We start from the raw sequence: 13,931 nt of genomic DNA on the forward strand, positions 1-13,931 counted from the left end.
TTTCCGTGGCGGGATAGCTCGCCGCACCCGAAAGCCGAGTTTTTTAGCCGGGTGACGCCGAAGGGCGGATATGACTCAGTCGGGGCTGTCGGACTTCTCGTCGACCGGGGACGCGGGCGACGGGACCGACGGCGACACGGACACCGAACGGGAGGAGCTGGCCGCCCAGGAGGCGGCCGTCGTCGCCGGCGGCGGACGCGGGCACGTCAGCGACGTCGTCGACGTCGACGAGGCGAAGTTCCCGGAGTCGACCGGGACCGTCGAGCTGATGATCACCCAGATCGACTACGCCGTCGAGGGGTACGGCAGCGACGAGTACCCGGTCGTCCACGTGTTCGGCCGACGACCCGCGGAGCACGTCGAGGACGCCGACCACGACGTCGTCGAACACCTCCGCGTGCTGGGGGTCGAGCCGTACTTCTACGTTCCCACGGCCGACCTCGACCGCGACCCCGTCGAGGAGTACGACGTGGTGATCGGGACCCGAGAAGAGAACCCCGACGGCGAGCCGTACGAGAGCATCCGCGGTGAGCCGCTCACCCGGATCGTCACCCGGACGCCCCGCGACGTGGGGAACATCCGCGACGACTTCGCGACCAGCTTCGAGGCGGACATCCTCTTCCCGAACCGTTTTTTGATCGACAACGGGCTCAACGGCGGGATCCGCGTCGAGGAGCGCCGGCTCGACGACGGCGAGGGGACGATCCAGGTCCACGAAGGTATGCTCGAACCGGCCGAGGTCGACGCCGAGATGCGCGTGAACACCTTCGACATCGAGGTGGACGACCGGCGCGGGTTCCCCGAGGACGGCGAGGAGCCGATCATCTGTCTCACCAGCCACGACTCCTACGACGACGAGTACGTCGTCTGGCTGTACGACGCGCCGGAAGCGGAGGTGCCGCCGCCCGAAGACCTCCCCGACTACGAGGGGATCGTCGGCGATGGCGAAGATCTCGACTTCAGGGTCCGCACCTTCGAAGAGGAGGCCGCGATGCTCGACGCGTTCGTCGAGTACATCGGCGAAACCGACGTAGATCTTATGACGGGGTGGAATTTCGAAGATTTCGACGCGCCGTACCTGCTCGATCGGATGGAAGTGCTCGACGAGGGGAGCCAGTACGACCTCTCCGTCGACCGGCTCTCTCGAATCGGCGAGGTGTGGCGCTCCGGCTGGGGCGGCCCCAACGTCAAGGGCCGGGTCGTCTTCGACCTGCTGTACGCCTACAAGCGCACGATGTTCACGGAGTTGGAGTCGTACCGACTCGACGCCGTCGGCGAGCGCGAACTCGGCGTCGGCAAGGAGCGCTACACGGGCGACATCGGCGACCTCTGGGAGCAGGACCCCGAGCGCTTACTGGAGTACAGCATCCGCGACGTGGAGCTGTGCGTCGAGATCGACCGGAAACAGGACGTGATCGCCTTCTGGGACGAGGTGCGGACCTTCGTCGGCTGTAAGATCGAGGACGCGCCGACCCCCGGCGACACCGTCGACATGTACGTCCTCCACAAGGCGTTCGGGAAGTTCGCGCTCCCGACGAAGGGCCAACAGGAGTCGGAGGAGTTCGAGGGCGGCGCCGTCTTCGACCCGATCACGGGCGTCAAGGAGATGGTGACGGTCCAGGACCTGAAGAGCCTCTACCCGATGTGTATGGTGACGATAAACGCCGGCCCGGAGACGAAAGTCGACCCCGACGAGTACGACGGCGAGACGTACGTCGCGCCCAACGGGACGCACTTTCAGAAGGAGCCCGACGGGATCATGCGCGAGATGGTCGACGAACTCCTCTCCGAGCGCGAGGAGAAGAAGGCGCTCCGCAACGACCACGATCCCGGCACCGAACCCTACGAGCAGTACGACCGACAGCAGGCCTCTGTCAAGGTTATTATGAATTCTTTATATGGGGTAACGGGATGGGATCGGTTCCGTCTCTACGACAAAGAGGGCGCAGCAGCCGTCACAGCGACCGGTCGGGAAGTCATCGACTTTACCGAGGAGGCCGCAGAGGAGCTAAACTATCAAGTTGCTTATGGTGACACCGACAGCGTTATGTTATCTTTATCTGACATGTCGAAGGAGGAGGCGATCGAGACCTCCTTCGAGATAGAGGACCACATCAACGAGCGCTACGACGACTTCGCGCGCGAGGAGCTGAACGCCGACGACCATCGCTTCCAGATCGAGTTCGAGAAGCTCTACCGGCGGTTCTTCCAGGCGGGCAAAAAGAAGCGGTACGCCGGCCACATCATCTGGAAGGAGGGGAAAGACGTCGACGACATCGACATCACCGGCTTCGAGTACAAGCGCTCGGACATCGCCGGCATCACGAAGGAAGTCCAGCAGAACGTCATCGAGACGATCGTCACGGGCGACGACATCGACGAGGACATGGGAGAAGTGAAAGAGTACCTCGTGGACGTCATCGCGCGCGTGCTCGACGGCGACATGGACCTCGACGAGATCGGGATCCCCGGCGGGATCGGGAAGAAGCTCGACGCCTACGACACGCCGACCGCGCAGGTCCGCGGGGCGAAGTACGCGAACCTGCTGCTCGGGACCAACTTCGGGAGCGGGTCGAAGCCGAAGCGGCTCTACATCGAGAAGGTCCACCCCGACTTCTGGGCGCGGATGGAAGACGAGGAGGGGCTCGACCCGCAGCGCGACCGCCTGTACGGGGAGTTCAAACGCGATCCGGACGTGATCTGCTTCGAGTACGCGGATCAGGTGCCCGACGAGTTCGAGGTCGACTGGGAGAAGATGCTGGACAAGACGCTGAAGGGGCCGATAGAACGCGTGATCGAGGCGCTCGGGATGTCGTGGGAGGAGGTGAAGACGGGCCAAGAGCAGACCGGACTCGGCTCGTTCATGTGACCTTCGGCGAGGAGAAACACTGCGTGCCGAAAGCAGTTTTCGATCGGAAGAAAATTTCTTGGTCGATCTGCGATTTTTGAGGCAGAGATGCGTAACCGTTAACCCCAGCAACACCTACTGTACGCACACGAGGCACGAGAACACAATGGCAACTCTCGAAATCAACGACCTTCGGGCACGAGTGGCCGAAGAGGGCGGTGAACGGATCCTTCGCGGCGTCGACCTGACCGTCGAGTCCGGGGACATCCACGCGCTGATGGGTCCCAACGGCTCGGGGAAGTCGACGCTGGCGAAGGTGATCGCCGGCCACCCGGCCTACGAGGTGACCGACGGGTCGATCGCCCTCCACCTCAGCGAGGAGGACGTCGCCGACGTCGACGCCGACCTCGACGACGACGATTACCACTGGGAGCTGCTCGAGCTGGAGCCGAACGAGCGCGCCGCGCTCGGCATCTTCCTCGGCTTCCAGTACCCCGCCGAGATCGAAGGCGTCACCATGACCAACTTCCTCCGACAGGCCCTCAACGCGAAGGCCGACGAGCGCGAGGAGCTGTTCGAAGATGAAGACGAAGAGGAGGCGGAGGCCGACGAGGCCGACGACGACGAGGGGTACGAGACCTCCCCGATGGAGGGCCCCGCGGACGACGGCGAGATCGGCGTCGCCGAGTTCCAGGAGATCCTCTCGGAGAAGATGGAGCTGCTCGACATGGACGAGAAGTTCATGCAGCGCTACCTCAACGCCGGCTTCTCCGGCGGCGAGAAGAAACAGAACGAGGTCCTCCAGGCCGCGATGCTGGAGCCGAGCGTCGCCGTACTTGACGAGATCGACTCCGGGCTCGACATCGACCGCCTGAAGGACGTCTCAAAGGGGATCAACGCGCTCCGCGACGAGCAGGGCACGGGCATCCTCCAGATCACCCACTACCAGCGCATCCTCGACTACGTCGAGCCCGACCACGTCCACGTCATGCTCGATGGCGAAGTCGTGAAGAGCGGCGGCGCGGAGCTCGCCGAGAAGCTCGAGGACGAGGGGTACGACTGGGTCCGCGAGGACGCCTTCGAGGCGGCGTAATCGAATGTGGTCACGCAACACACGTAAACACGGGAATCCGTAACAATACACTATGAGTTCACAACAGGACGACCTCAAGGAGACAGACACCGAGGCTCGCTTCGAGTTCAAGAAGGAGGAGAACTCCGCCTTCAAAAGCGAGAAAGGCCTCACCGAGGAGACGGTCCGCGTCATCTCGGAGGACAAAGACGAGCCGGAGTGGATGCTGGAGCGCCGCCTGCGCGCGCTCAAGCAGTTCCAGAAGATGCCGATGCCGACCGACTGGCCCGGCCAGCCGGACCTGAGCGAGGTCGACATCGACGAGATCGTACCGTACATCCGCCCGGACATCGACAAGCGCGGCGGCGCCGACAGCTGGGAGGACCTTCCGGAGGAGATCCAGGACACGTTCGACAAGCTGGGCATCCCGGAGGCAGAGAAGAACGCGCTCTCGGGCGTCGGCGCGCAGTACGAGTCCGAGATCGTCTATCAGAACATGCAAGAGCAGTGGGAGGAGAAGGGCGTCATCTTCTGTGACATGGACAAGGCCGTCCAAGAGCACGAGGAGATCGTCCGCGAGCACTTCATGACGAAGTGCGTTCCCCCGAGCGACAACAAGTTCGCCGCGCTTCACGGCGCCATCTGGTCCGGCGGCTCGTTCGTCTACGTCCCGGAGAATACCACCGTGGAGATGCCCGTACAGGCGTACTTCCGGATGAACTCCGAGGGGATGGGCCAGTTCGAGCACACGCTCATCATCGCCGAAGAGGGCTCCGAGGTCCACTACATCGAGGGCTGTTCCGCCCCGAAGTACTCGGCCTTTAACCTCCACTCCGGCGGCGTCGAGGTGTTCGTCGGCGAGGACGCCCACGTCCAGTACTCGACCGTCCAGAACTGGTCGAAGAACACGTACAACCTGAACACGAAACGCGCCATCGCCGAGAAGGGCGGCCGCATGGAGTGGATCTCCGGATCGATGGGCTCGAAGGCGACGATGCTGTACCCCTCGACGATCCTGAAAGGCCGCGGCGCCTCCGACAACCACATCACCATCGCCTTCGCGGGCGAGGGCCAGGACATCGACACCGGCGCGAAGGTGTACCACAACGCGCCCGACACCAAGTCCACCGTCGAGTCGAAATCTATCGCGAAAGACGGCGGCCGCACTAACTACCGCGGCCTCGTCCACATCGCCGACGGCGCCGAGAACTCCTCGACCGCCGTCGAGTGCGACGCCCTGATGTTCGACAACGAGTCCACCTCGGACACGATGCCGTACATGGAGATCAACGAGTCGAAAGTCGACGTCGCCCACGAGGCGACCGTCGGCAAGATCGGCGACGAGGACATCTTCTACCTCCAGTCCCGCGGGCTGGACGACGACGACGCCAAACAGATGATCGTCTCGGGCTTCATCGAGCCCATCACCGAAGAGCTGCCCATCGAGTACGCCGTCGAGCTCAACCGGCTCGTCGAACTCGAAATGGAGGGCTCGCTCGGATAACATGAGCACGCAAGCAATCGAGAGCCTCTCAGAGGACACGGTACGACGCATCGCCGAGGAACGCGACGAGCCCGAGTGGCTCTTGGAAACCCGCCTGAACGCGCTTTCGGCGCTGGAGACGGCGGAGCTCCCCGACGTCATCCAGACGCCCGGCCGCCGCTGGACCGACCTAGGGGCGCTCGACTTCGAGGCGCTCGTCGACCCGCTGAACCAGTCGGACGCGACCGAGCGGAGCGCGGGCGACGACGAGGTCGTCGTCCTGCCGTTCACCGAGGCGCTCGACGAGTACGGCGACGTCATCGAGGCGAACTTCGGCTCCGTCCTCGACCCCGAGCACAACTACCTCACGGCGCTTTCGGTCGCGCTGTTCACCACCGGCACGTTCGTCTACGTCCCCGAGGGCGTCGACGTCGAGGACGTGACGGTGCGCGCGGAGATGAACTCCCGCTCGCTGTTCAGCCAGACGCTCGTCGTCGCCGAGGAGTCGTCGTCCGTGACGATCCTCGAGTCGATCGAGACGGGTGACGACGAGGTCGCCGACGACCGCTACTTCTCGAACCTCGTCGAGGTCGTCGCGGGCGAGAACGCGAACGTCCAGTTCGGCTCGCTCCAGAACCTCGACGACGACGCGTACACCTACTCGCTGAAGCGCGGCGTGACCGACACGTACGCGACGGTCGACTGGATCGAGAGCAACTTCGGCTCGAAGCTCACCCGCTCGGACATCGAGACCGAGCTCAACGGCGACGGCTCCGAGAGCCAGATCGTCGGGACGTTCTTCGGCACGGACGACCAGCACTTCGACATCAACGCCCGCGTGTGGCACCAGGCGGAGCAGACGACCGCGGACCTCGTCACGCGCGGCGTGCTCGACGACGTCGCCCGCTCCGTCTACGAGGGCGTCCAGGACGTCGGCGAGGACGCGTGGAACACCTCCAGCTACCAGCGCGAGAACACGCTGATGCTGTCGGACGACGCCGAGGCCGACGCGTCGCCGAAGCTGATCATCCACAACCACGACACCGAGGCCTCCCACTCCGCGACGGTGGGTCAGGTCGACGCCGAGGACCTGTTCTACCTCGAGAGCCGCTCGATCGACTCGCGGACGGCCCGGAACATGCTCGTCGAGGGCTTCTTCGTGCCCGTCCTAGAGGAGATCGCGGTCGACGAGTTCCGCGACGACGTCGAGGAGCTCGTCATCGAGCGCCTCCAGTAAGGCCCTCGCTCGGTTCTCGTCCGCCGAACGAATTTTTCAGTCTCGCCTCGCCCGCGGAGCGACCGGTGCGCGAGGGGAACGGCTTAAGACCGACGACGCCCGAGTCCGGAGTATGCGTACCCGCGTATCGTGCCGTCTTGGGTGGTCGCGGTGAGCGTGAGCCAGCGGGTCGCCTCCGACGACCAGCTCGCGCGGCTGCTCCAGATCGGAATCGTGCTCGAAGAGGTCGTCGAAGCGCGAACGCACCGCCACTACCAACAGCTGGACGCCGAGCTCGACGCGGAGGTGGAGACCCTACTCGCGGACGCCGCCGAAGAGTCGGCCGACCACCGGGAGCGGCTGGAGGCCCTCGTCGAGGGGCTCGGCGTCGACAGCGTCCCGTTCGGCGAGATCGAGTCGCTGGTCGACGCCCGCTACGGGCGGACGCGACCGGAGGACTTCGACGACGTGTTGTACGACCAGCTGTGCAACGAGGAGACGGCGTACAAGTTCTACGACGACCTCATCGAGGCGATCGAGGGATCCGACGCCGCGTTCTCGATCGACCGCGAGGAGCTGCTCGCCACCTTGACGACGATCCGCGACGAGGAGGCCGAGGGAGTGCGCGAGGTCACGGAGGTCATGGAGCGCCGATGAACCGGGCAGACGAGTCGCCGACGAGCGCCGACGGAGGACAGCCGTGAACACCGCAGATCAGTACCTCAAGACCATATACGTCGTACAGGACAGCGAAGACGGCCCCGCCTCGACCGGGTCGATCGCCGACGCGCTCGGCGTCAGCCCGGCCAGCGCCAACGAGATGATCGGCAAGCTCGAAGCGCGCGGCCTCGCGGAACACGAGAAGTACAAGGGCGTCAAGCTCACCGACGACGGAATCGTCCGTGCGCGAGACGCGCTCCAGACATACTGTATCATCGAGCGGTTCCTCGCGAACGTCCTCGCGGTCGAGGACTTCCAGGCCGAGGCCCGCGAGCTGGAGGCCGTCATCGACGACACGGTGGCCGAGCGGCTCGACACGATCATCGACCGCCAGCCGGAGTGTCCGGACTGCTTCGACCCCGAGTCCGACGCCTGCGCGTGCCTAGAGGTCGCGGCGGCGCCGGTCGAGCCGGAACAGCAGTAAGAGGGCCGCCGGGCGGTCTCTCGGTCCCTTAGACGCCCGTCGAGTAGCGCAGAATCCCGGCGATGCCGCCGAACGCGTCGAGCAGCTGTTCGCCCTTCTCGAAGTCCGTGGAGATGAACCGCGTCTCGGTGCCGCGCTGCTCCGCGATGGCCATCAGGTGTTCGATGACGTCCTCGCGCTCCTCGACGTCGGCCGGCTCGCCGCACTCGCTACACTCGTGGTCGGGCGTCGAGTGGCGAGCGTCGAGCACCTCGTACTCCTCGTGGCCGTTCGGGCACTCGTAGACGACGACGTCGGAGCGGAGGTCCTCGGAGATGAGCAGGCGGTCGACGGAGCCCATGATGAGGTTCCGCCGGGTCTGCTCGAACCCGTAGGTCGCTTCCTGGCCGGTGTTGAGCTTCTCGAAGAACTCCTCCATGTCGTTTTTGTCCTGGACGATCTCCTGGTCGGCGAGCGCCTCTTGGCCCGCGTCGACGAGGTCCTTCAGCCCGGACTCGTCGGTGTACGCGACGTCGAACTTGCCCAGCACCTTGTCTTGCAGCTCGTGGTGGAGGTAGTCGCCGTCGAGGAACTCGTCTTTCGTCGGCGAGGGGCCGCCGACGAGGATGCCGTCGAGCTCGTGGCGCTTGTCGACGAAGAGGTCGTTGGCCATCCCCGCGACCTCCTGGTAGAAGTTGTCGATCGCTTCGAGCCGGAGGCGGGCGAACCGCTGTGCGGACTGGCCGCCCTTCCGCTGTTTACCGGGGACGAGCGAGGAGGCGGACTTGACGGGCTCGACGCGTTTCCCCTTCAGCCAGCCGACGTTCGCCTCGCGGCGGTCTAAGACGATGAGCCCGAACAGCCCGGTGTCCTCGAGCATGTGTTCGAGCGGCTCGGTGAGGAACTCCGAGTCGCAGTGGTAGCGGAACGACTCGACGGGCTGCGGGGGCGACTCCAGCGTCCGGGTGACCATGTCGGTTTGGCCGCCGCCGGCGTCGATGGCGCCGGAGAAGACGACGATCCCGTTCTCGGGCGGGAACGTGTCGTAGTAGCGCAGTCGGTCCTTGATCGACGTCAGCGCGTCTTGGACGGCCGTTCGGGTCTGCTTGGACTTGATGTTCGACGCCTCGCTGTGTTCCTGCGTGACGTGGGCCACCACGTCGGAGATCTGCCTGTCTTCGGGGATGTAGATGGTGACGAGCTGGGTGCCGGAGCCCTCGAAGTCTTTGAGCTCCTCGATGACCTTGCGGAACTCGTACTTCCGGCGGTCCGCGTTCGCCTCCTGTGCGTCGCTGCTCATTACGTACCGTTCGCTCCCGTGCGGGTAAGTAATCTTTGACCTGGCGGGCTCTCCCCGGTGAGACCCCCCGGATCAGGGGCGAGCGGCGGCGTCGAAGCCGGGTTCGTTCTCAGGCGTAGTGTTCCTCGAGGTACTCGACGATGTCGTCGCTCTCGTACATCGCGACGCCGCGGTCGGAGTCGACGAGGTACGGGATCTGGTCGTCGCCGGCCGCGGTGAGCTCGTCGTGAGTGACCTCGTTGGTGACGTCGCCGCCGACGTCGCCGGGCAGCCGCGGGTTGTGCGCGACGTAGGAGACGCCGAGTTCGGAGAGCGTCTCGCGGACCTTCGCGCAGTGCGGACAGCCTTCCGACTGGTAAAGTTCGAGCATCGGTCGGCAGTACGGCGCCCGAGGAAAAACCGTTTGCGGGGACGGGAAACGTCGTCCCGGAGTCGCGTCTTCCGGCCGGGCTACATCGACTCCGGCGCCTCGACGCCCAGCACGTCGAGCGCGTTCGCCATCGTGTGCTTCGCGGCCGCGACGACCGCGAGCCGGGCGTCGCGCAGCTCGTCGGTCTCGGCGGTGACGACCGGGCACTCGCGGTAGAACGCGTTGTAGGCGTCCGCGAACTCGCGCGTAAACGTCGCGATCGTGTGGGGCTCTAAGTCGTCCGCCGCCTCCTCGATCGCCGCGGGGAAGCGGGCGACCTCGCGGAGGAGGTCGCGGGCCGCCTCGGTCTCTAAGGCGTCCGCGTTCACGTCGAGCGCGTCGAGGTCGACGTCGCCGTCGGCGTCCGCGGTCACGCCCGGCACGTCGATGCCTTTGGCCGCAGCCTCGTCGAGGATGCCGGCGCAGCGCGCGTGGACGTACTGGACGAACGGGGCCGACTGCGCCTCGAAGTCGAGGGCGTCCTCCCACTCGAAGGTGATCGCCTTCGCGGGCTGCTTCGAGACGATGTCGTACCGGACCGCGCCGATCCCGACCTGGTGGGCGATGCGCTCGACGTCCGTCTCGGTGAGGTCGTCGTCGCGGATCCGGTCGTCCATCCGGGACTCGACGGCCTCGCGGGCGCGGTCGATGGCCTCGTCGAGCAGGTCGTCGAGCATCACGCCGGTCCCCTGCCGGGTCGACATCTTTCCGTCGGGGAGGTTGACGTACGAGTAGATGACGTGGCCGAGCCGGTCGGTGTCGTTGCCGAGCAGCTCTAAGGTCGCGCCGAGCTGGTCGGCCTGGAGCTTGTGGTCCTCGCCGAGGACGGTGACCGCGCGGTCGTAGTTGTCGAACTTCCACTCGTGGTGCGCGAGGTCGCGGGTGGTGTAGAGGCTCGTGTCGTCCGAGCGCAGGAAGACGAGGTTCTTGTCGATCCCCCACTCGTCGAGCTCCAGCTGCCAGGCGTCCTCCTCGTAGACGGCCTGGTCGGTCTCCTTGAGCCGCGCGGCGATATCGTCCGTCGAGCCGTCGCGCATGAACCGCGTCTCCTTGACGAACTCGTCGAACTCGGCGGGGAGCCGGCCGAGGCAGGCCTTCATCCCGCCGAGGACGGTGTCGACAACCTCGCCGACCCGCTCGTACGTCTCCTCGTCGCCGGCTTCGAGCCCTTGGAGGATCGACTGGATCTCTTCCTCCGCGGCCGCGACCGCGTCGTCGTCGGCCGCCTCCAAGAAGGCGTTCCCCTTCCGGTAGTAGCGCACGAGGTCGTACTCCGCGCGGTCGCGGGCGGGCGCCTCGTCGAGGTCGGCCTCGTCGAACCGCTCGTACGCCCACGTGAACACCGCCATCTGGCGGCCCGCGTCGTTGACGTAGTAGTGGCGGTCGACGTCGTAGCCCGCGTACTCCATGAGATTCGCGACGGCGTCGCCGACGATCGGGTTGCGCGCGCGGCCGACGTGGACCGGGCCGGTCGGGTTCGCGCTGGTGTGCTCGACGACGACGGAGGTGTCCCGGTCGGGGAGCGCGCCGTAGTCGGCGTCGACGGCCGCCGCGTCGAGCGTGTCCGTGAGGTAGCGCTCGTTCGCGTGGAAGTTGACGTACGGCCCCGCGGTGTCGACGCTCGCGACGTAGTCGGCGCTCTCGACCGACACCGCCTCCGCGACCGTCGCCGCGACGTTCGGCGGCGCGTCGCCGACCTCGCCCGCGAGCCGGAAGGCGACGCTGGAGGCGAGCGTCGCGTCCATGTCGTCGGGCGGGCGTTCGATGCCGAGGTCGTCGGTCGGGAGGTCGAGCGAGCCGAGCGCGTCCGCGAGCGCCGCCTCGACCTCCGACCGGAACTGCCTGAACATACCGTCCGTTCGACGGGCGGGTTAAAAGGCCCTTCCGAAGCGGCTCGGCGGGAGAGACAGGTGATCGCAGGAGCGAAATTGAGACGATCGGGGGTGCGGTGGCGCGCGCCTGCGAGCGGCCGCCACCGGCGGCCGCGAAGCAGCACGCGCGAGGGAGTCAGTCGCCGGAGCGAAGCGGAGGCGACTGACGAGGCTGGGGAGGCGTGAGGCTGCGGTGCTGTGCGGGGCGGGACTCAAAGGGGCAGTCGCGAGGGCGGCGCAGGCGTTCACGAGAGCGAAGCTCTCGTGAGCCAATCAGAACGCTTCGCGTTCTGATGACGACGTAAGCACCGCAGGAGCGAGTGAAACGAGCGACGAGGAGCGCAACGAGCGTGCGCCGCCCTCGCGGCTGGGGCTTTGGAGGTGTTCGTCTCTGATCTCTGCTCAACTATTTATAAACGAGCGGCTGGGGCTTTGGAGGCGCCCTCGGTCGACCGCGATCAACGATTTATAAATGCTCACTCTGAGCGGCGATTCAGGGCGTCACACAGCCCGTCAGCCGCTACTTATGAGACGATTTCGTCGATAAGCTCGCGCGCACTCCGCCGCACGGCCGCGTCGCTCTCGATCGACGGCTCCCACCCCAGCGCGGACAGCTTCTCGATCGACAGGCGCATCTTCGGCACGTCGCCGGTCCAGCCGCGGTCACCGCCGGTGTAGCTGTACTCGGGGTCGACGCCGAGTTCGTCGCTCACGATGTCGGCGATCCGGGTCACAGAGGTCGTCGTCCGCGTTCCGAGGTTGTAGACGTTCAGGTCGTCGTCCGCTTGCTCCACGACGTGCTGGATGGCGTCGACGCACTCGGAGACGTACATGTACGACTTCTCCTGGCGGCCGTCGCCGAGGATCTCTAGTTCGGTCGGGTCCTCGTCTAACTTCTCGATGAAGTCGGGGATCACGTTGCCGCGCTGGCGCGGGCCGACGATGTTCGCGAAGCGGAACACCCACGACCGGACGCCGTAGGAGTGCGCGAACGTCGAGATCAGCGCCTCGTCCGCGAGCTTCGCGGAGCCGTACATCGAAATGGGTGCGAGCGGCGCGTAATCCTCGGGGGTCGGCCGCGGCGCCTCGCCGTACACCGTTGACGAGGAGGTGAACGCGAAGCGGTCGACGCCGACCTCGCGCATGCGTTCTAAGACGTTGTACGTCATCGCGGTGTTCTCCTCGAATAACGCGCGGTCGTCGTCGTAGTTCGTGTCCGTGTACGCCGCGAAGTGGAAGACGGCGTCGAGATCGCCCGTGACCGCGCGGGCGACGTCGTCGGGGTCGGTCATGTCGGCCTTCACGAACTCGGCACCGCCGGGCACCCGATCCCGGGTCCCCTTCGAGAGGTCGTCGGCGACGCGGACGGTCGCGCCGCGGTCGAGCAGGCTGGCGGCGAGATGGCTCCCGACGAGGCCGGCGCCCCCGGTGACGAGGACGCGCGAATCGGCGAGGTTCATACCGGTCCGTCGGCGGTCGCGGATAAGTACGTGTGGAATCGAGACGGAGCCAGCGGCGGAACCCGACTACAGGTTCTCGAACGCCTCGTCGACGATCTCGCCGGTGTCGGCGACGATATCCGCCATCTCGTCGTCGTCCGGCGCCATGCCCACGAGCCGGGCGATACGCATGATGGAGACGTGATAGACGCGCTGCGTACCGGGCTCTTCCTCCCAGATGACGACGTTACAGGCCATCAGCGCGCCCAGTTTGTTGTCGCTCGCGTCGAGCGCACGGTCGGCGACCTCGGGGTTACACGCGCCCAGCACGTAGTAGGGGTCCCGGCCCGCGTCCACCTTCTCGTTGAGCATCTCGGAGGGCGAGAACTCGACGGGGACGCCGAAGCCGGCGTCGGTGAACACCTCGCGGACGTGTTCGATCGCCTCCTCGTGACCCATCTCGAGGGTGGTCTGCTGTTCGCCGATGTCGTCCGGATCGATCTGGCTCGGGTCGATTGGGAGCGTCATTCGTGTATCGTCTTGGGTCTACGTAACAAAGTCTCTTCGGATACCCCATCGAGAGATCGAAGAATGGACCGGCCGAACGTCGTCGGACCGACCGGCGGCCGCAGCAGTATTGTGCTGTTTGGGAACAACTTTAACTCGCTCTGCCGCCCTACCGTCCCACACGATGACCGGGTCAGTGCGCGAGGACCTCGAACGCGACATGGAGTGTCTGGACCTCTTAGAGTGCGTCCACGGGCTCAACGAGCGAGACCGAGCGGCGTATCGGACGCTCCACGGGACGGACGAGGGGCTCACCGTCGACGATGTGGCGGACCGGCTGGACTGCGAGCGGTCGACGGCGTACCGGTCGATCTCGCGGCTCGTCGAGGCGGGCGTCGTCGTCCAACGGCAGGTGAACTACGAGCAGGGCGGGTACTACTACGTGTACCAACCCCGGACGCCCGAGGAGGCCGCACGCGAGATGCGGCGGCTGCTCAACAGCTGGTACGCGACCGTCGGCCAGCTCATCCAGGAGTTCGAAGACCGATACGGCCGAGAGGCGGACGGGTGCGAGGACCGGCCGATCCGGCCCGGTGACTGACGCGCGGGCGGCCGCACCGCTCTCCGCGACAGTATTGTCTAATTTGTACAAACAACTAAATC

12 protein-coding genes are annotated in these 13,931 nt (G+C 65.8%); 7 read left to right on the top strand and 5 right to left on the bottom strand.

Translation table 11 applies throughout. The annotated features are described in order from the left end of the window. Positions 1-70: 70 nt before the first annotated feature. The 6 genes from F3H13_RS11635 to F3H13_RS11660 all read left to right on the top strand — a co-directional run bounded on the left by F3H13_RS11635 (position 71) and on the right by F3H13_RS11660 (position 7,763). Positions 71-2,869 (top strand): DNA-directed DNA polymerase, encoded by a 2,799-nt coding sequence (locus F3H13_RS11635; protein WP_149799195.1) that lies wholly within the window; start codon positions 71-73, stop codon positions 2,867-2,869. 145 nt (positions 2,870-3,014) lie between these two features. Beyond that, on the top strand, positions 3,015-3,941 hold the full coding sequence (locus F3H13_RS11640) for an ABC transporter ATP-binding protein (RefSeq protein ID WP_149799196.1): 927 nt from the start codon (positions 3,015-3,017) through the stop codon (positions 3,939-3,941). Positions 3,942-3,993: 52 nt separating this feature from the next. Then, complete coding sequence (gene sufB / locus F3H13_RS11645) at positions 3,994-5,424, top strand: Fe-S cluster assembly protein SufB (RefSeq protein ID WP_149799197.1); 1,431 nt, start codon at positions 3,994-3,996, stop codon at positions 5,422-5,424. A 1-nt stretch (position 5,425) separates the two neighbouring features. Then, positions 5,426-6,640, top strand: a complete 1,215-nt coding sequence (gene sufD / locus F3H13_RS11650; protein ID WP_149799198.1) for a Fe-S cluster assembly protein SufD — start codon at positions 5,426-5,428, stop codon at positions 6,638-6,640. 150 nt (positions 6,641-6,790) lie between these two features. After that, positions 6,791-7,276, top strand: a complete 486-nt coding sequence (locus tag F3H13_RS11655) for a ferritin-like domain-containing protein (protein ID WP_149799199.1) — start codon at positions 6,791-6,793, stop codon at positions 7,274-7,276. Positions 7,277-7,319: 43 nt separating this feature from the next. Then, entirely contained in the window at positions 7,320-7,763 is a 444-nt protein-coding gene (locus F3H13_RS11660; protein WP_149799200.1) for a metal-dependent transcriptional regulator, read from the top strand. Positions 7,764-7,791: 28 nt separating this feature from the next. On the opposite strand, the gene prf1 is transcribed toward F3H13_RS11660, so the two are convergent. From prf1 to F3H13_RS11685, 5 genes are all read right to left on the bottom strand, one after another. Beyond that, complete coding sequence (gene prf1, locus F3H13_RS11665; protein ID WP_149799201.1) at positions 7,792-9,042, bottom strand: peptide chain release factor aRF-1; 1,251 nt, start codon at positions 9,040-9,042, stop codon at positions 7,792-7,794. 109 nt (positions 9,043-9,151) lie between these two features. Next, entirely contained in the window at positions 9,152-9,412 is a 261-nt protein-coding gene (locus tag F3H13_RS11670; RefSeq protein WP_149799202.1) for a glutathione S-transferase N-terminal domain-containing protein, read from the bottom strand. Between the two features lie 80 nt (positions 9,413-9,492). Continuing rightward, complete coding sequence (gene argS / locus F3H13_RS11675; RefSeq protein ID WP_149799203.1) at positions 9,493-11,301, bottom strand: arginine--tRNA ligase; 1,809 nt, start codon at positions 11,299-11,301, stop codon at positions 9,493-9,495. A gap of 545 nt (positions 11,302-11,846) precedes the next feature. After that, the gene (locus tag F3H13_RS11680; protein ID WP_149799204.1) at positions 11,847-12,782 is read right to left on the bottom strand and encodes an NAD-dependent epimerase/dehydratase family protein; all 936 of its coding nucleotides are present in this window, start codon (positions 12,780-12,782) and stop codon (positions 11,847-11,849) included. Between the two features lie 66 nt (positions 12,783-12,848). After that, the gene (locus F3H13_RS11685) at positions 12,849-13,289 is read right to left on the bottom strand and encodes a DUF302 domain-containing protein (protein ID WP_149799205.1); all 441 of its coding nucleotides are present in this window, start codon (positions 13,287-13,289) and stop codon (positions 12,849-12,851) included. 163 nt (positions 13,290-13,452) lie between these two features. Between F3H13_RS11685 and F3H13_RS11690 the strand changes: the two genes are divergently transcribed. Continuing rightward, complete coding sequence (locus F3H13_RS11690; protein ID WP_188128056.1) at positions 13,453-13,869, top strand: helix-turn-helix domain-containing protein; 417 nt, start codon at positions 13,453-13,455, stop codon at positions 13,867-13,869. Positions 13,870-13,931 lie beyond the last annotated feature (62 nt).

It is taken from the genome of Halorubrum xinjiangense (assembly GCF_900102375.1).
Lineage (GTDB): Archaea > Halobacteriota > Halobacteria > Halobacteriales > Haloferacaceae > Halorubrum > Halorubrum xinjiangense.